At 51.6% G+C, this 17,272-nt stretch carries 14 protein-coding genes; 11 read left to right on the top strand and 3 right to left on the bottom strand.

The window, feature by feature from the left end; all coding sequences use genetic code 11:
- Nucleotides 1–272 precede the first annotated feature (272 nt).
- From OGV98_RS20865 to pdxY, 3 genes are all read left to right on the top strand, one after another.
- Complete coding sequence (locus tag OGV98_RS20865; RefSeq protein WP_003837154.1) at nucleotides 273–1,643, top strand: tyrosine phenol-lyase; 1,371 nt, start codon at nucleotides 273–275, stop codon at nucleotides 1,641–1,643.
- 188 nt (nucleotides 1,644–1,831) lie between these two features.
- Nucleotides 1,832–3,097: an aromatic amino acid transporter gene (locus tag OGV98_RS20860; protein WP_003837156.1), complete on the top strand. Its 1,266-nt coding sequence runs from the start codon at nucleotides 1,832–1,834 to the stop codon at nucleotides 3,095–3,097.
- 11 nt (nucleotides 3,098–3,108) lie between these two features.
- Nucleotides 3,109–3,966: a pyridoxal kinase PdxY gene (gene pdxY, locus OGV98_RS20855; protein WP_003837157.1), complete on the top strand. Its 858-nt coding sequence runs from the start codon at nucleotides 3,109–3,111 to the stop codon at nucleotides 3,964–3,966.
- 469 nt (nucleotides 3,967–4,435) lie between these two features.
- On the opposite strand, the gene OGV98_RS20850 is transcribed toward pdxY, so the two are convergent.
- Nucleotides 4,436–5,989, bottom strand: a complete 1,554-nt coding sequence (locus OGV98_RS20850; RefSeq protein WP_032937662.1) for an L-lactate permease — start codon at nucleotides 5,987–5,989, stop codon at nucleotides 4,436–4,438.
- A 581-nt stretch (nucleotides 5,990–6,570) separates the two neighbouring features.
- Here OGV98_RS20850 and OGV98_RS20845 point away from each other — a divergent pair.
- The 3 genes from OGV98_RS20845 to OGV98_RS20835 are packed head-to-tail and all read left to right on the top strand — an operon-like array spanning nucleotide 6,571 to nucleotide 9,416.
- Entirely contained in the window at nucleotides 6,571–7,290 is a 720-nt protein-coding gene (locus OGV98_RS20845) for a (Fe-S)-binding protein (RefSeq protein ID WP_003845579.1), read from the top strand.
- A gap of 10 nt (nucleotides 7,291–7,300) precedes the next feature.
- Nucleotides 7,301–8,728 carry a LutB/LldF family L-lactate oxidation iron-sulfur protein gene (locus OGV98_RS20840; protein WP_202580808.1) on the top strand — a complete coding sequence of 476 codons (1,428 nt, stop codon included), beginning with the start codon at nucleotides 7,301–7,303 and terminating at the stop codon, nucleotides 8,726–8,728.
- On the top strand, nucleotides 8,721–9,416 hold the full coding sequence (locus OGV98_RS20835) for a LutC/YkgG family protein (RefSeq protein ID WP_003837166.1): 696 nt from the start codon (nucleotides 8,721–8,723) through the stop codon (nucleotides 9,414–9,416). The genes OGV98_RS20840 and OGV98_RS20835 overlap by 8 nt, the downstream gene beginning before the upstream one ends.
- A 54-nt stretch (nucleotides 9,417–9,470) precedes the next feature.
- Here OGV98_RS20835 and gntP read toward each other — a convergent pair whose 3' ends face one another.
- Complete coding sequence (gene gntP, locus OGV98_RS20830; protein ID WP_003033260.1) at nucleotides 9,471–10,814, bottom strand: gluconate permease GntP; 1,344 nt, start codon at nucleotides 10,812–10,814, stop codon at nucleotides 9,471–9,473.
- Nucleotides 10,815–11,073: 259 nt separating this feature from the next.
- On the opposite strand from gntP, the gene uxuA reads away from it, so the two are divergent.
- The 5 genes from uxuA (at nucleotide 11,074) to OGV98_RS20805 (ending at nucleotide 16,770) form a co-directional block, all read left to right on the top strand.
- Nucleotides 11,074–12,258, top strand: a complete 1,185-nt coding sequence (gene uxuA / locus OGV98_RS20825) for a mannonate dehydratase (protein WP_003837169.1) — start codon at nucleotides 11,074–11,076, stop codon at nucleotides 12,256–12,258.
- 78 nt (nucleotides 12,259–12,336) lie between these two features.
- Nucleotides 12,337–13,812, top strand: coding sequence for a fructuronate reductase (locus OGV98_RS20820; protein ID WP_003837172.1), 1,476 nt, complete (start codon nucleotides 12,337–12,339; stop codon nucleotides 13,810–13,812).
- 132 nt (nucleotides 13,813–13,944) lie between these two features.
- Nucleotides 13,945–14,718 carry a Uxu operon transcriptional regulator gene (uxuR, locus tag OGV98_RS20815; protein ID WP_003033268.1) on the top strand — a complete coding sequence of 258 codons (774 nt, stop codon included), beginning with the start codon at nucleotides 13,945–13,947 and terminating at the stop codon, nucleotides 14,716–14,718.
- Between the two features lie 648 nt (nucleotides 14,719–15,366).
- Entirely contained in the window at nucleotides 15,367–15,570 is a 204-nt protein-coding gene (locus OGV98_RS20810; protein WP_008322159.1) for a hypothetical protein, read from the top strand.
- A 192-nt stretch (nucleotides 15,571–15,762) separates the two neighbouring features.
- A complete protein-coding gene (locus OGV98_RS20805; RefSeq protein ID WP_202580807.1) occupies nucleotides 15,763–16,770 on the top strand; it encodes a porin in 1,008 nt (335 codons plus the stop codon).
- Between the two features lie 62 nt (nucleotides 16,771–16,832).
- On the opposite strand, the gene OGV98_RS20800 is transcribed toward OGV98_RS20805, so the two are convergent.
- Complete coding sequence (locus OGV98_RS20800) at nucleotides 16,833–17,195, bottom strand: hypothetical protein (RefSeq protein WP_237665906.1); 363 nt, start codon at nucleotides 17,193–17,195, stop codon at nucleotides 16,833–16,835.
- Nucleotides 17,196–17,272: the final 77 nt, after the last annotated feature.

Raw genomic sequence — 17,272 nt, 5'->3', positions numbered from 1 at the left:
CGAAACGCAAAAAAAAACTTGTTGAATATTAACGGGTAAAAAAATGACGTGTGATTTGCATCACCCACATTTACAGCTTTTTAAATTATTGCCAGTGATTAATGTTGACCGGGCTATTTCCATAATCAATCAAATCTTGCATAGTGCCTCCACATTATTTCTCCCCCTGACTCAGGAGGCGAATAGTTATATTTCATCAGGATTTGTTGATGAACCAGGTATGATTTACTTCACATTAATACGTACATGACCACTGTTACTGGAGAAACAAAATGAATTATCCGGCAGAACCCTTCCGTATTAAAAGCGTTGAAACTGTATCTATGATCCCGCGTGATGAGCGCCTCAAGAAAATGCAGGAAGCGGGTTACAATACTTTCCTGTTAAATTCGAAAGATATTTATATTGACCTGCTGACAGACAGTGGCACTAACGCAATGAGCGACAAGCAGTGGGCCGGAATGATGATGGGTGATGAAGCGTACGCGGGCAGCGAAAACTTCTATCATCTGGAAAGAACAGTGCAGGAACTGTTTGGCTTTAAACATATTGTTCCGACTCACCAGGGGCGTGGCGCAGAAAACCTGTTATCGCAGTTGGCTATTAAACCTGGGCAATATGTTGCCGGGAATATGTATTTCACTACCACCCGTTATCACCAGGAAAAAAATGGTGCGGTGTTTGTCGATATCGTTCGTGACGAAGCGCACGATGCCGGTCTGAATATTGCGTTTAAAGGTGATATCGATCTTAAAAAATTACAAAAGCTGATTGATGAAAAAGGCGCAGAGAATATTGCGTATATCTGCCTGGCGGTGACGGTTAACCTCGCGGGTGGGCAGCCGGTCTCGATGGCTAACATGCGTGCGGTGCGTGAACTGACAGAAGCGCATGGCATTAAAGTGTTCTACGACGCTACCCGCTGCGTAGAAAACGCCTACTTTATCAAAGAGCAAGAGCAGGGCTTTGAGAACAAGAGCATCGCCGAGATCGTGCATGAGATGTTCAGCTACGCCGACGGTTGTACCATGAGTGGTAAAAAAGACTGTCTGGTGAACATCGGCGGCTTCCTGTGCATGAACGATGACGAAATGTTCTCTTCTGCCAAAGAGTTAGTCGTTGTCTACGAAGGGATGCCATCTTACGGCGGCCTGGCCGGACGTGATATGGAAGCGATGGCGATTGGCCTGCGCGAAGCCATGCAGTATGAGTACATTGAGCACCGCGTGAAGCAGGTTCGCTACCTGGGCGATAAGCTGAAAGCCGCTGGCGTACCGATTGTTGAACCGGTAGGCGGTCACGCGGTATTCCTCGATGCGCGTCGCTTCTGCGAGCATCTGACGCAAGATGAGTTCCCGGCGCAAAGTCTGGCCGCCAGCATCTATGTGGAAACCGGCGTGCGCAGCATGGAGCGCGGAATTATCTCTGCGGGCCGTAATAACGTGACCGGTGAACACCACAGACCGAAACTGGAAACCGTGCGTCTGACTATTCCACGTCGTGTTTATACCTACGCACATATGGATGTCGTGGCTGACGGCATTATTAAACTTTACCAGCACAAAGAAGATATTCGCGGGCTGAAGTTTATTTACGAGCCGAAGCAATTGCGTTTCTTTACTGCACGCTTTGATTACATCTAAAAATAGTTATGGCCCCATCACGTGATGGGGCTTTTTTGTATTCCTTTTCCATGAACAGGAAGCCTTTGCGGTGCCCGTTACCGTGACATAACTAAAAAAAGTAAACCCTGACTCCGACATTTTTATTATCCGCATGATGTACAAATGACAGCTGTAATTATAACGAATAGTCTACAGGAACATTTATCATGGATATTAATGCCATTGAGCGACAGAGTAGTACCCCCGGACTGATTAGCGGAACCATGTTGGTTATCGCGACCGTAGTGGGTGGCGGGATGTTCTCCCTGCCGATTGCGATGGCCGGCGTATGGTTCCCCGGTGCGTCTGTTATTCTTCTGTTTATCGCCATCATGATGTTATTAACCGGTCTGATGCTGGTCGAAGTTAACCTGCATTATGGCGCCGGTGCCAGTTTTAATACTTTTACTCAGGATTTATTAGGCCGGAAGTGGAATATCGTGGTTGGTATCGCTTTCGGCTTTGTGCTGTATATTCTGACCTATGCCTATATCTCCGGTTCGTCGGCGGTGATGGCGCAAACCGTGTTCAAATACAGCGGCGTGCGCTTTCCGGCGAATATCTCGGTGGTGATCGTCAGTATGCTGGTAGGGGCGATTGCCTGGTATAGTTCCTTACTGGTCGGACGCATCACTACCGTGCTGATTATCGGTAAGTTTGTGGCGTTCTTTGCCACGTTCTCCGGGCTGATTGGCCATATCGAAGTGGCAAAACTCATCGACAGCGTGGCGGTGGCGTTGCCCAATTCGCAGTATCTGCCGTACATCCTGATGACGCTGCCGTTCTGTATTATCTCGTTTGGTTTTCACGGTAACGTGCCGAGCCTGGTCAAACTGTATGGCACAAGCGGAGTCTCGAATATTACGCGTTCGATTATCATCGGTACGCTGTTTGCTCTGCTGCTGTATATTTTCTGGCTGGGCGTGACGATGGGTAACATCAGCCGTTCCTCATTCCCGCCGATTATCGCCAAAGGCGGCAATATCGATGTGTTTGTCGAGGCCATCAGCGGGCTGTTCACCAGCCGGTATATGGATCTGATCCTCACCTTTTTCGGCAACTTCGCGGTAGCCAGTTCCCTGCTGGCGGCGACGCTTGGCCTGTTCGATTACATCGCCGATCTGTTTCACTTCCCGGACGACGGCATGGGCCGCCTGAAAACCGCGCTGGTGACCTACTTCCCGCCAGCCGCCGTGTGCTTCTTCTTCCCGAACGGTTTTGTGCACGCGATTGGTTACGCCGGTCTGGCCTTTACCATCTGGAGCGTGATCCTGCCGCCGTTCCTGGTGAAAGCCGCGCGGAAACGTTTCCCAACCGCCAGCTATACCGCGCCCTGTAATAACACCGTGCTTAACCTGGTGATTGTCTGCGGAGCGGTTGTCTATCTGACGGTTGTTCTGGACGTATTTGGTCTGCTGCCAACGTTTCGTTAGACGGAGTCAAAATGAAAAACGTGTTGTCTGTTCAGTCGTCGGTCGTTTATGGCTATGCCGGAAATAAAGCCGCTGTGTTGCCGATGCAGCTCTCGGGGATCGATGTCTGGCCGTTTTACACCGTACAGTTTTCCAACCACACCCAATATGGGATGTGGCAGGGCATGGCGATGCCGCACGGCGAGCTGAGCGCGATCATCAGCGGGCTGGATGACCTGCAAAAGCTGGCGCAATGCGATGCCGTATTGTCCGGGTATCTTGGAGATAAACGCCATTGTGAAGAGGTGAAGCACGCGGTCACCACCATTCGTCAGCGTAATCCGCAGGCGCTCTATTTTTGCGATCCGGTAATGGGCGACCCGCAAAAAGGCTGCATTGTCGCGCAGGGCGTGGAGTCATTTTTTGTCGATGACGCCATTCAACTGGCCGACATGATGGGACCGAATCTCTATGAGCTGGGCGTGCTGACGGGCAGACAACTGCGTAGTTTTGACGAGGTGGTGGAAGCGGCGCGGCAGCTGGTGTCGTGGGGCGTAAAGAAGGTGCTGGTGAAGCATCTCGGCGACTGTTCGCGGGACAAACAGGCGTTTGAAATGCTGCTGGTGACGCCGGAACAGACGTTACACATTGCCCGGCCGCTGTATACCTTTGCCAAAATGCCGGTCGGCGTTGGGGATCTGATTTGCAGCGTGATGCTGGCCTCACTGCTCAATGGTTACGAGGACAAGCAGGCACTGGAGCGGACCACCAGTGTTGTTGACGCGGTAATGCGGCTGACGAAAGAGCATGATTCGTATGAACTGCGGCTGATAGACGCGCGCCACCAGATTATGGACCCACAGGTTCGCTATCAGGCAACGGTGATCTGAAGCCGCAAGGGGGCTCTGTGTTTCTGACATTGCTGAGGTTTCAGCATCCGCTGGTCTACCGTTTTGCATGGCTTCGTATTTGGGTTGTGATGTTAAGAACGTGCGGACTGCGTAAGAGAAAGGGGTGAACATTTTACGCTGCTGCCGGATGCGGCTAGCGCCTTATCCGGCCTACAAATGAGTGCGAAACGTAGGCCTGATAAGCGAAGCGCCATCTGGCATAAGTGCCCAGTATTACACGCGGAAGTAGCGTGGTGGAATCAACGCGGAAAAGGCGTCGAACTTCTTCACCATCTTTTTCCAGAACAACATAACAACAATCCTCGATTTGAAACATCGGCGCTATTTTAGTCAGCGCCGACAAATCGTAAAGTCTGTCGCCTCGTTCCGTTTCCGGGGAGGTGTAAACCTTTTTGGTCACCGCGTCGTCAAATACGGTTGCCGCAAATTTGACGGGGTTGACAATGGCTTACGCCATAAACCAGTAATAAAAGAGGCCAACCTTTAAGCCGAGGATCACGATATAGGCGCAGCAGTATTTCATGGTGCCAGACATGATCTGGTTGGCCTGACCGTCCATTTTTGTGGCGGATACCGCGATGGCGATGCTTTGCGGCGAAATCATTTTCCCGCCCGTTGCGCCAGAAGTGTTGGCCGCCGCCAGCCAGTTGGGATCGATATGCAGTTTGCTGGCGGCAATGGTTTGCAGTTTTCCGAACAAAATGTTCGAGTTGGTATCGCTGCCGGTAACGAACGTGCCCAGCGCGCCAATCACCGGGGCGAGGAAGACGTACGAGCTGCCGGTCAGATCGACAATTGACTGTGCCAGCGTGGAGATAATCCCGCTGAGATCCATCACCGTGGCCAGCGCGACGATCGCCATAATTGCGACGATAGAGTTTTTAAGCTGGAAAATCGTTTTGATAAATACTTCCAGCATCCCGCGTGCGGACGCTCCCTGAATAAAACCACCGATAATGGTCGCAAAGATGATCAACATCCCTGGCGTGGTCACCCATTCAACTTTCAACGCCATCGTTTTGCCGTCAGCCAACGTGAAATGTAGCACCGAGGCCAGTTGTGAGGCTGCGCCTTTTATCGTCGGGAACAGCGGCGAACACATCAGGATAAACACAAAAATAAACAGATAAATAGAGCCAACTCGGAACAACACTTTTGCCGAGCGCGGCGTGGTTTCGCGGGTATGGCTGACTTCAATTCGCCACTCGGGATCGGTTTTCCCTTTGCGCAGGCGACTAACCATCGCCACGGCAAACAGGCTGACCAGGCTACCGGCAAAGGCGGGTAATTCAGCGCCGAGATGAATAGCGACAAAATACTGCGGAACCAGCGTGGTAATACCGCAAATCAACGTGATCAGAAATACGCCGCGAATGGCTTTCAGGCCGCCGCCAATAATGCAGACAATCACAAACGGCAGCAGGATATTAAACAGCGCGAGCTGCAGAATAATGGTTCCGCCTAAGGTATAAACCGGCAGGTTAACCTGTTCTGCCAGAATAGAAACCGGGATCCCGACCGCGCCGAATGCAGTGGGAACGGTATTTGCCACCAGAGAGGCAATCGCCGCCTTCAGTGGATTGAAACCCAGTGCGATAAGAATGCCGATCGGAATGGCGACCGCTGTACCATAACCCGCCGCGGCTTCAAGAAATCCACCAAAGCACCATGAAATCAGCAGCACCTGAATACGCTTATCTTCGCTTATACTGGCGAGAATATCGCGCAGAATATCCAGCGCTTTGGTCGCCTGCATGACGTTATAACTGAAGATAGCGCCGAGGATCACGATCACAATCGGCCATAATCCCTTCAGCGCGCCATAGCCTATCGCGGCTTTCAGATTTTGTACGGGCATTTCCCAGAATACTGTCGATAGTGCAGCGGTGAATACCAAAGAGATCAGTACTGAATAATGGATGGGCATTTTCAATTTCAATATTAAAAATACCATCAGTAGTAACGGAGAGAGTGCCAGGGCAAACATAAAATATTCGTTCATTGCTATTCCCAATTGGTTCATTAAACCTGATTTATATTTATGGTGGGGAGGCTACATTGCTGTTCTAATAAAGTATGCAAACTGAATCGCTTCAGTGAATAAAGTAATTATGATTTATAGTTTTGTAACTATTGTAATCTTTTAATTAAAATCCAATGCCAGGTAAATATACTTAAGTGCCGATTAAATACCTATAAGTAGTTATTTAATAAACTTTTTAATAATGGTAGTGACAACAGTGGTAATCACTTGAAACTGTTTTCTAAGGTGTTAATAACGCTGTGGTTTCCAATGTAAAAATGTGAGCGAGGCCGAAATAAATAAACCAGGGTATTGCATGTGCGAGTCGATTAGGGGATTATTTGGTTTTGTCATACAAATGAAAATACAGACATTTGCGATTGTCCTGATATAAGAAGAGGAGAGTCGTCATCAAAGGAAAACGATCAGAGCATCACCATGAACCCAGGTATTGGTAAAACCAGCAAACAGAAAAACTGGGCATGAAATACGAATGAACATTTGTTTGATATCGCGATATCAAGCGCAATAAACAGAAATGAAGCAATGGAGTAGTTATTGTGAATGTAAATTTCTTTGTTACCTGTATTGGTGACGCACTGAAATCACGGATGGCACGAGACTCCGTATTGCTGCTGGAAAAACTGGGTTGTCGCGTTAATTTCCCCGAGAAGCAAGGGTGTTGCGGTCAGCCAGCCATCAACAGCGGTTACATCAAAGAGGCGATCCCCGGGATGAAAAACCTGATCGCCGCCCTGGAAGACAACGACGATCCGATTATCTCCCCGGCAGGCTCCTGCACCTACGCGGTAAAAAGCTACCCGACGTATCTGGCGGATGAGCCTGAATGGGCGCTGCGCGCCGAGAAGGTTGCCGGACGTATGCAGGATCTCACCTCTTTTATCGTCAACAAACTGGGTGTGGTGGACGTGGGTGCCAGCCTACAGGGCCGCGCTGTGTATCACCCTTCCTGTAGCCTGACCCGCAAACTGGGGGTGAAGGAAGAGCCGCTCACGCTGCTGAAAAACGTGCGCGGACTGGAGCTGTTGACGTTTGCCGATCAGGACACCTGCTGCGGCTTTGGCGGGACGTTCTCGGTCAAGATGGCCGAGATCTCCGGCGAGATGGTGAAAGAGAAAGTTTTACATCTGATGGATGCGAAGCCGGAGTTTTTGATCGGCGCTGACGTCAGCTGCCTGCTGAATATTGGCGGCCGACTGCAACGCGAAGGCCAGCCGGTCAAAGTGATGCATATTGCTGAAGTGCTGATGAGCCGCTGAGGGGAAAGAGATGTCGATAAAAACCAGCGATGTAGAATTTAAACTGCGCATTCGTCAGCAGATCGAAGATCCGATCATGCGCAAAGCCGTGGCCAACGCGCAGGAGCGTATTGGTGCGAATCGGCAGAAAATGGTTGATGAGCTAGGCCACTGGGAAGACTGGCGCGATCGTGCCAGCCAGATCCGCGATCACGTTCTGAGCAACCTCGATGCTTACCTGTATCAACTCTCCGAGAAAGTGACGGAAAACGGCGGGCACGTCTATTTCGCCAAAACCAAAGAAGACGCCACCCGCTACATTTTGCAGGTTGCGCAGAGTAAAAATGCGAAGAAGGTGGTGAAGTCCAAGTCGATGGTGACCGAAGAGATCGGCGTCAACCATGTGCTGCAGGATGCGGGAATTCAGGTGATCGAAACCGATCTCGGAGAATATATCCTGCAGTTGGATCAGGATCCGCCTTCGCACGTCGTGGTCCCGGCTATTCATAAAGATCGGTACCAGATCCGCCGCGTGCTGAACGAACGTCTGGGTTATGACGGCCCGGAAACGCCAGAGGCGATGACCTTATTCATTCGCCAAAAGATCCGCGAGGATTTCCTCAGTGCCGAAATCGGTATTACCGGCTGTAACTTTGCCGTGGCGGAAACCGGCTCTGTTTGCCTGGTGACCAACGAAGGCAACGCGCGCATGTGTACCACGCTGCCGAAAACGCACATTGCGGTGATGGGCATGGAGCGTATCGCGCCGACCTTTGCCGAGGTGGATGTGCTGATCACCATGCTGGCGCGCAGCGCTGTGGGCGCACGTCTGACGGGCTACAACACCTGGCTGACCGGCCCACGCGAGGCGGATAACGTCGACGGCCCGGAAGAGTTCCATCTGGTGATTGTCGATAACGGCCGCTCGCAGGTGCTGGGCTCAGAGTTTCGCGATGTGCTGCGCTGCATCCGCTGCGGGGCTTGTATGAACACCTGCCCGGCGTACCGCCACATTGGCGGACACGGTTATGGTTCTATCTATCCCGGCCCTATCGGCGCGGTGATCTCTCCGCTGCTCGGCGGCTATAAAGATTTTAAAGATCTGCCATACGCCTGTTCATTATGCACGGCCTGTGACAGCGTTTGTCCGGTTAAGATTCCGCTGTCAAAACTGATCCTGCGTCATCGCCGGGTGATGGTCGAGGAGGGCATTACGCCGAAAGCCGAGCGACGGGCGATCAAAATGTTCGCCTTCGCCAATAGCCATCCGGGGCTGTGGAAAGTCGGGATGATGGCGGGCGCACATGCGGCGAGCTGGTTTATCAATGGCGGCAAAACGCCGCTCAAGGTTGGCGCGATTGGTGACTGGATGGAGGCGCGCGATCTGCCTGATGCCGACGGCGAGAGCTTCCGTAGCTGGTTTAAGAAACATCAGGCGCAGGAGAAAAAGAATGGATAACCGTACCGCGTTTTTAAATACCATCGCCCAGGCGCTGGGTCGCCCGCTGCGCTTCGAACCGCAAGCGGATGTCGCGCCGGTTAACAACTATGCTAACGAGCGCCTGACCGAACTTAGCCCGCAGCAGCGCTGCGATGCGTTTGTCCAGTTTGCCAGTGAAGTGATGCTGGCTCGCTGTGAGCTGACTCGCGAAGATCAGGCCGCAGACGCGGCGCTCCGTCTGTGCGAAGAATTGGGTCAGCAGCCGGTGGTGCTGAGCGGCGACAGCCGGCTGGCGGCACTGGGCATTACCGAACGCTTGCAACAGGAATGCAACGCCGTGGTCTGGGATCCGGCGCGTGGCAGCGAAAATATTACCCAGGCTGAAAAGGCGAAAGTGGGCGTGGTGTATGCTGAGTATGGCCTGACCGAGTCCGGCGGCGTGGTGCTGTTTTCCGCGCCGGAGCGCGGGCGTTCCCTGAGCCTGTTGCCGGAATCCTCAATTTTCGTGCTGCGTAAAAGCACTATCCTGCCGCGCGTGGCGCAACTGGCAGAAAAACTGCATCAGAAGGCGCAGGCCGGTGAGCGTATGCCATCGTGCATTAACATCATCAGTGGACCCAGCTCGACGGCGGATATTGAGCTTATCAAGGTGGTTGGAGTGCATGGCCCGGTGAAGGCGGTGTATCTGATTATTGAGGATTGTTGAGGCAGGATAGGATGGATAACCGCTCTGGCGCTGCGGGCCAGAGCGGTATCGACGTTATGCAATCATGCTGATGATCAATACGATAATCAGGCCAACCACGGAGTTCACCAGCTCCAGCAGACCCCAGGTTTTCAGCGTATCCTTCACCGACAGGTCAAAGTAGCCTTTGAACAGCCAGAACGAGGCATCGTTGATATGGGTCAGGGTGTTGGAGCCCGCCGCCGTTGCCAGTACCAGTAACGCCGGATCGACGCCCACCAGTTGGCCGGTTGCCGGGTCGAGAATGGCGGCGCTAATAATCCCTGCAGCCGTCATGGCTGAGACTACGCCCTGACCCGTTGCCAGACGAATCAGCACGGTTATCAACCACGCCATGATGTACGGAGAGATATTGCCGTGTGACATCAGCATGCCGATGGTATCGCCAATGCCGGTATCAATAATGGTCTGCTTCAGTACGCCGCCCGCGCCGATGATCAGGATCACCATGGCGATGCTTTTCACCGCGTTTTCAAAGGCATTCATCACCCACTGCATGTCGTGACCACGCGCGGTACCAAACAGCACGAAGGCGACAACCATGGCGATAAACATTGCAATCGGTGAAGAGCCTAAGAAGTTGACCACTTCCCACGCCTGCGTCCCTTTCACCAGCCAGATGTTGGCGATGGTGGTGGAGATCATGATGATCGCCGGGATCAGCGGCACCAGGATAGAAACACCGAAGGATGGCAGGTTATTCTGGTCAACCGGTACGTCGGCCTTCATGAATGACGGCGTTGGGCGATCGAGGTTGCCGAGGAACTTCGGCAGGATAAGCCCGGCGCAGATCACACTCGGAATAGTCACCAGAATACCGTAGATGTAGACCATGCCCATGTCCGCGCCGTAGGCGTTAACCAGCGCCACCGGACCCGGCTGTGGTGGGAACAGCGAGTGGGCGGTGGTGGCGGCGGCTACGGCAGGAATCGCCAGCTTGAGGAACGGGATCTTCGCTTCTGCTGCAATGACGATCACCAGCGGCGCCAGCATAATAAATGCCACTTCATAGAACATCGCCAGGCCGAAGATCAGACCAATAATGATTACCGACAGCTGCACATAGCGCAGGCCGAGGCGCGCCAGCAGCGTATGGGCAATCTGATGCGCCGCCCCGGAATCAACCATCAGCTTACCGATGACCGCCCCGAATACCACGATAATCGCCAGTTCACCCAGCGTGCTGCCAAAGCCGGATTTCATGGTGTGCAGCAGCTCCATTAAATCCATACCCGCCAGCATACCGACCGAGAGCGCCGCCAGCAGCAGGGCGACCATCGAGTTTATTTTGAATCTTAGATTGAGCACCAGCATCAGACCGATGCCGAATACGACCCACAGAATATTGAGAACGTGCATATAACGTCTACCTTTATTGGTTGAACTATTATGATTTTGGTTGAGATGTTACATATATTGGTTAACCATTGATGCGATGAATGTCACATTGCGTTACATGTTTACGTTATTACTGAGCAACAGGGCCGTAAAATGGCGATCTCAATAGAATAAATCGTGATTTGGTTAACCAATTTTAAGCTTCAGGTTGACATGTCATACCAAAAGGAGGAATTTATGTGCCATATCGTCGAGTCCATAACGTAACGAGGAATAAAACATGGAACAGACATGGCGCTGGTATGGTCCTAACGATCCGGTCACCTTAGCGGATGTACGTCAGGCGGGTGCCACAGGCGTTGTCACCGCCTTGCACCATATCCCGAACGGGGAAGTGTGGACGGTTGATGAGATCCTAAAACGCAAAGCCATTATTGAGCAGGCGGGCCTGGTCTGGTCGGTCGTCGAAAGCGTGCCGATCCACGAAGACATTAAAACCCGTTCCGGCAACTATCTGCAGTGGATCGCCAACTACCAGCAAAGCCTGCGTAACCTGGCTCAGTGCGGTATTCGTACCGTGTGCTACAACTTCATGCCGGTTCTCGACTGGACCCGTACCGACCTGGAATACGTTCTGCCGGACGGCTCCAAAGCGCTGCGTTTTGACCAGATTGAGTTTGCCGCCTTTGAGCTGCATATCCTCCAGCGTCCGGGCGCGGAAGCGGACTACACCGCCGAAGAGATTGCTCAGGCAAATGAACGCTTCGCCACCATGAGCGATGAAGACAAAGCGCGTCTGACCCGCAACATCATCGCCGGTCTGCCGGGTGCGGAAGAGGGCTACACCCTCGACCAGTTCCGCCAGCATCTTGCGCGCTACAAAGATATCGACAAAGCCGCGCTGCGTGAGAATTTCGCCGTCTTCCTGAAGGCGATTATTCCGGTGGCGGAAGAAGCTGGCGTACGCATGGCGGTACACCCGGACGATCCGCCGCGCCCGATCCTTGGCCTGCCGCGCATTGTTTCCACCGTGGAAGATATGCAGTGGATGGTCGATACGGTCAACAGCATGGCGAACGGTTTCACCATGTGCACCGGCTCCTATGGCGTGCGGGCGGACAACGATCTGGTCGACATGATCAAACAGTTTGGCCCACGCATTTACTTCACCCATCTGCGCTCCACGCTGCGTGAAGATAACCCGAAAACCTTCCATGAGGCGGCGCATCTTAATGGCGATGTCGACATGTACGAGGTGGTGAAAGCGATCGTTGAAGAAGAACAACGCCGTAAAGCCGAGGGTAAAGAGGATCTGATCCCGATGCGTCCGGACCATGGCCACCAGATGCTGGACGATCTGAAAAAGAAAACCAACCCAGGCTACTCCGCGATTGGTCGCCTGAAAGGGCTGGCGGAAGTGCGCGGCGTTGAGATGGCTATCCAGCGCGCTTTCTTCAGCCGCTAAAGCGAGTTGCCGGCCACCTGTCTGGCCGGCTTTTTCTTTTCTCATCCGTTGGCCTTTCAACGGGTTCTGGAGTTCACGATGACAACGACAATTGCCAATAGCGACCTGCCGGTTGCGCGCCCTGCATGGGACCGCTCGCGCTTGCAATCCCGCATTGTTCACCTGGGATGTGGCGCTTTTCACCGCGCGCATCAGGCGCTGTACACCCATCATTTGCTGGAAACCACTGACAGCGACTGGGGGATCTGTGAAGTTAACCTGATGCCGGGTAACGACTGCGTACTGATTGAAAATCTGCGCAAGCAGCAACTGCTGTATACCGTGGCGGAAAAAGGCGCGGACAACACCGTGCTGAAAGTGATCGGGTCAATGAAAGAAGCGCTGCACCCGGATCTTGACGGCTGTGACGGTATTTTACAGGCGATGGCGCGCCCGCAGACGGCAATTGTTTCGCTGACGGTCACCGAAAAAGGCTACTGCACCGATGCGGCCAGCGGTCAGTTAGATCTCAATAACCCGCTGATTAAACACGATCTGGCGAATCCGACCGCGCCGAAATCGGCGATTGGTTACATCGTACAAGCGCTGTACCTGCGCCGTGAGCAGGGGCTGGCGGCTTTTACCGTGATGTCCTGCGATAACGTGCGTGAAAATGGGCATGTGGCGAAAGTCGCAGTACTGGGGCTGGCGCAGGCGCGCGACCCGCAGCTGGCGCAGTGGATTGAAGCTAATGCGACTTTCCCGTGCACTATGGTCGACCGCATTGTTCCGGCGGCGACGCCGGAAACGTTGCAGGAGATTGCCGACCAGTTGGGCGTTTACGATCCATGTGCTATCGCCTGTGAGCCGTTCCGTCAGTGGGTAATTGAAGACAATTTTGTCAACGGTCGTCCTGACTGGGACAAGGTTGGCGCACAGTTCGTGGCCGACGTGGTGCCGTTTGAAATGATGAAACTGCGCATGCTCAACGGCAGCCACTCTTTCCTCGCATATCTGGGCTATCTCGGCGGCTATGAAACCATCGCCGATACCATGACCAATCCGGCGTACCGCAAAGCTGCGTTTGCGCTGATGATGCAGGAGCAGGCGCCGACGCTCTCGATGCCGGAAGGCACCGATCTCAACGCCTACGCGACACTGCTGATCGAGCGTTTCAGCAACCCGTCTCTGCGCCACCGTACCTGGCAGATTGCGATGGACGGCAGCCAGAAACTGCCGCAGCGCCTGCTGGATCCGGTGCGTCTGCACCTGCAAAACGCCAGCGGCTGGCGTCACCTGGCGCTGGGCGTGGCGGGCTGGATGCGCTACACCCACGGTGTGGATGAGCAAGGGCAGGCCATTGATGTTGTCGACCCTATGCTGGCTGAATTCCAGCACATTAACCAACAGTACCAGGGCGCCGAGCGCGTGACGGCGCTGCTGGGGCTGTCTGGCATTTTTGGTCATGACCTGGCGGAAAACGCCGGCTTTGTGGAGACCATTATCGCGACGTATCAACAGCTATGTGAACACGGCGCACGTGAGTGCGTTGCGGCATTAAGCGCTGACGCATAACTTCCGAACTATGACGGGTCAATCAAAATATTGGTTTGGTTGACCCGTTTTCTGTTTTTGCCTTCCCGCAAATGCTATAGTTCGATACCTATTCCCCGTATCTGATTACACGCATCTGACGGACATAACACGATGAAATCGAACACTTCTCAGCAAAGACCCTACCAGGAAGTGGGTGCCATGATCCGCGATCTGATTGTCCAGACGCCGTACCAGCCCGGTGAACGCTTGCCGCCAGAGCGTGAAATTGCCGAGATGCTCAATGTCACTCGCACGGTGGTTCGCGAAGCGTTAATCATGCTGGAAATTAAAGGCCTGGTGGACGTGCGCCGCGGAGCCGGGATCTACGTGCTCGACAATGCGGATGCGCAGACTATCGACAGTACGGATGCAAATCATTGCAATGATGCGGGCCCGTTTGAACTGTTGCAGGCGCGACAGCTGCTGGAAAGCAACATTGCCGAATTTGCCGCGCTGCAGGCTACCCGCGAAGATATCGTCAAAATGCGCCAGGCGTTGCAACTGGAAGAGCGGGAGCTGGCTTCCAGCGAGCCGAACGGTTCTGAAAGCGGCGACATGCAGTTCCATCTCGCCATAGCTGAAGCCACGCATAACAGCATGCTGGTGGAGCTGTTTCGCCAGTCATGGCAGTGGCGTGAGAACAACCCGATGTGGATCCAGCTCCATAGCCACCTCGACGATACCCACTACCGGAAAGAGTGGATGGGCGACCATAAACAGATCCTGGCTGCATTAATCAAAAAAGATGCCCGCGCGGCCAAGCTGGCCATGTGGCAGCATCTGGAAAACGTCAAACAGCGTCTGCTGGAGTTTTCAAATGTCGATGACATTGATTTTGATGGTTATCTGTTTGATTCCTGGCCGCTGGATAAAGTTAACGCCTGATTTCCCTTCCTCTCATACGCGGGCTATTGCGGCCCGCACCGCGTTTTCCGCATCCTCATTCATTGCCCGGCAGGGCCGCTTTTCACGTTCTGAAAGTCACGTAAAAAATTGTTTCCATCGCCTCGGATGAACATTTTTTCGTCCCCTTTGTGCGGTGCAAATTGATTTAAATCAATTAAAAACAACTTATTTTCGCATGCGAAAAAATGTGTTATTTACCTTATTTTTACCTTTCCGTGCTTATTTTTAGACAAAACGGGTCTGGGTTAAGTGAGAATCAACGCGATCTCTGCAGTAATCAGGATAAGGTTTACCGGCATAACTACACATAAAAACAAGCGGTTCGCGTAAATGTAGACATTAATAACGGTGCGTAACTTATTGGTCGTAATGATGTTTTGATTGGTGATATAGTTGATGTGAATGTTTCATGCTTTTTTAATCAAATGAATAAAAGCCAATATTCGTAAAGCTAGCATTACACATTATTCCATAAACAAGTTATCTTTCATTTGAAATATCGTTCCATTCTTCATTGGTTTATTAACACTTTCATTACTATTATGACTGTATTTTACCGTTGACATGTTTTTACACTAACTGCATATTTCATCGCCATAAGCGTGTTATTACGTTCAGGAGTTGAAAATGCCATCTCGAGACTATCCCGATATTCGAAAACCCAGAGGGACCCGATCAAAAGATATGGTTCTTTTAAGTGCCCGTGTCGATACCTCTTTGTGGGAATATGTGCGAACGCTGGCATTTGAAACCCGTAAAAGTAAACAAGATATTATTGCTGAAGCATTAATGTTGCATCGCTCAGTTAATGAGAGTGAAAGTCTCGAGTAATTATCGCTGTCCGGTTTTGATTGAAAATCCAAAAATGAATTATGTCTTGCCACTTCATTATTACCTTCATTGGTATTTTTTTTGGTGTGTTATTGGTATTGCCCCTTAATCCATAGGGGACTTTTTTATGCAGGTATTCTGCCTGCATAACAAAGTTGATAGCCAAATTCACAATTAAAAGTGAGTAATAACATGAAAAAGTCAGTAGTGGCATTAGCTGTAATGGCATTAGGGGTAACCTCCGTTCATGCAGCGGAAATTTATAATAAAGATGGCAACAAGCTGGATCTCTACGGCAAAGTAAAAGCAGCCCATTCCTGGACTGATGGTACTAATGCTGATGAAACCTACGCACGTCTGGGTTTTCGCGGTGAGACGCAAATCAACGATCAACTGACCGGTTACGGGCAATTTGAAAGTCAGTTTGATGCCGCTAAAGCAGAAGGTTCGCAGAATGGCGTTAATACACGTCTGGCGTTTGCTGGCCTGGATTATGGTCATGACGTCAGTTTTGACTATGGTCGTAACTATGGTATCGCTTACGATGTGGGAGCTTATACTGATACTCTCTCAGAGTTCGGCGGTGACTCCTTTGAAAATACTGACCGCTTCCTTACTACACGCACTTCTGGCGTTGCAACACTTCGCACCAAAAATCTGTTCGGTGCCGTTGATGGTCTGAATGTTGGCGCGCAATATCAGGGTCAGGACGATACCAATAAGGATCCGACGAAACAACACGGCAATGGCTACGGCTTCTCCCTGGGTTATGACAACATTGCGGATTCTGGCATATCTGCAATTGCGGCCTATACCAACAGTTCTGTGACTGCTCAGCAGAAACAAAAAGGTTGGAATGGCGAAAACGCAGAGTTCTGGGGCGCGGGTCTGAAATATGATGCTAATGCTATCTATGTAGCGACTATGTACGGAGAGTCCCACAACCTGATTCAGGATGCGGACAAAGCTGAGCACTTTGAAGCGATGGCCGCGTATGTGTTTGATTTTGGTCTGCGTCCGAACGTGGCTTACGTCCACGCGCGTGATAACAACAATAATGACCTGACCGAATACGTCGCGCTGGGTACAGACTACTACTTCAACAAAAACATCGTGGCTGATGTAGGTTATAAAATTAACCTGCTCGAAGGTAAAGACAGCGATAACCAGGTTGCTGCGGGTCTGACCTATCAGTTCTAACTTTTTGTTCTGTTATGAAAAAGGCGTCCTGGTTAAGACGCCTTTTTTATATCTGCCAGCGTTTAAACCGGCTGACTATCTTCCTGCTGTACACCGCTTAACAGCCATTGCCAGATGCCCACTTTTACCCATGCAACCACGCAGAGAATCAGATAAAAAAGTGGATTATGCGTAATGGTAACGCGCATGACCTCCATTAAATCCACATGCAAATTTCCGGCAACGGCCATATTGATAACAAAAATAGAGGCTATCGCGCTGGCCAGTAAAATAAGTATGGCATGTAACTTTGTTATCTCCGGTAACCTGCCAGAGGCCCATTGCCATAAAAATGTTGTTGATAACAGGAAGATAATAAACAATCCCAGTGCGCCAAACAGGCCAAAGTCTTTATAATCCTTTAGCGTGCCAATTAAACCCGCCAAAATAATCAACCCCAGTAATATTTTTTAAACCACGACATGTATTTTCCCGAAGATAGTGTTGATGTTGAATTAACATG

It is taken from the genome of Citrobacter sp. Cf136 (assembly GCF_030333815.1).
In the GTDB taxonomy this organism is placed as follows: domain Bacteria; phylum Pseudomonadota; class Gammaproteobacteria; order Enterobacterales; family Enterobacteriaceae; genus Citrobacter; species Citrobacter freundii.
Note: the sequence above shows the minus strand (reverse complement) of the source record. Positions and strands in the feature narration are given on the sequence as shown.

Coding starts and splice junctions, on each gene's coding strand:
- OGV98_RS20820 (WP_003837172.1), top strand. CDS start 12,337: ATGACAACGACAATTGCCAATAGCGACCTGCCGGTTGCGCGCCCTGCA.
- OGV98_RS20850 (WP_032937662.1), bottom strand. CDS start 5,989: ATGAACGAATATTTTATGTTTGCCCTGGCACTCTCTCCGTTACTACTG.
- OGV98_RS20860 (WP_003837156.1), top strand. CDS start 1,832: ATGGATATTAATGCCATTGAGCGACAGAGTAGTACCCCCGGACTGATT.
- pdxY (WP_003837157.1), top strand. CDS start 3,109: ATGAAAAACGTGTTGTCTGTTCAGTCGTCGGTCGTTTATGGCTATGCC.
- OGV98_RS20805 (WP_202580807.1), top strand. CDS start 15,763: ATGAAAAAGTCAGTAGTGGCATTAGCTGTAATGGCATTAGGGGTAACC.
- uxuR (WP_003033268.1), top strand. CDS start 13,945: ATGAAATCGAACACTTCTCAGCAAAGACCCTACCAGGAAGTGGGTGCC.
- OGV98_RS20840 (WP_202580808.1), top strand. CDS start 7,301: ATGTCGATAAAAACCAGCGATGTAGAATTTAAACTGCGCATTCGTCAG.
- gntP (WP_003033260.1), bottom strand. CDS start 10,814: ATGCACGTTCTCAATATTCTGTGGGTCGTATTCGGCATCGGTCTGATG.
- OGV98_RS20835 (WP_003837166.1), top strand. CDS start 8,721: ATGGATAACCGTACCGCGTTTTTAAATACCATCGCCCAGGCGCTGGGT.
- uxuA (WP_003837169.1), top strand. CDS start 11,074: ATGGAACAGACATGGCGCTGGTATGGTCCTAACGATCCGGTCACCTTA.
- OGV98_RS20810 (WP_008322159.1), top strand. CDS start 15,367: ATGCCATCTCGAGACTATCCCGATATTCGAAAACCCAGAGGGACCCGA.
- OGV98_RS20865 (WP_003837154.1), top strand. CDS start 273: ATGAATTATCCGGCAGAACCCTTCCGTATTAAAAGCGTTGAAACTGTA.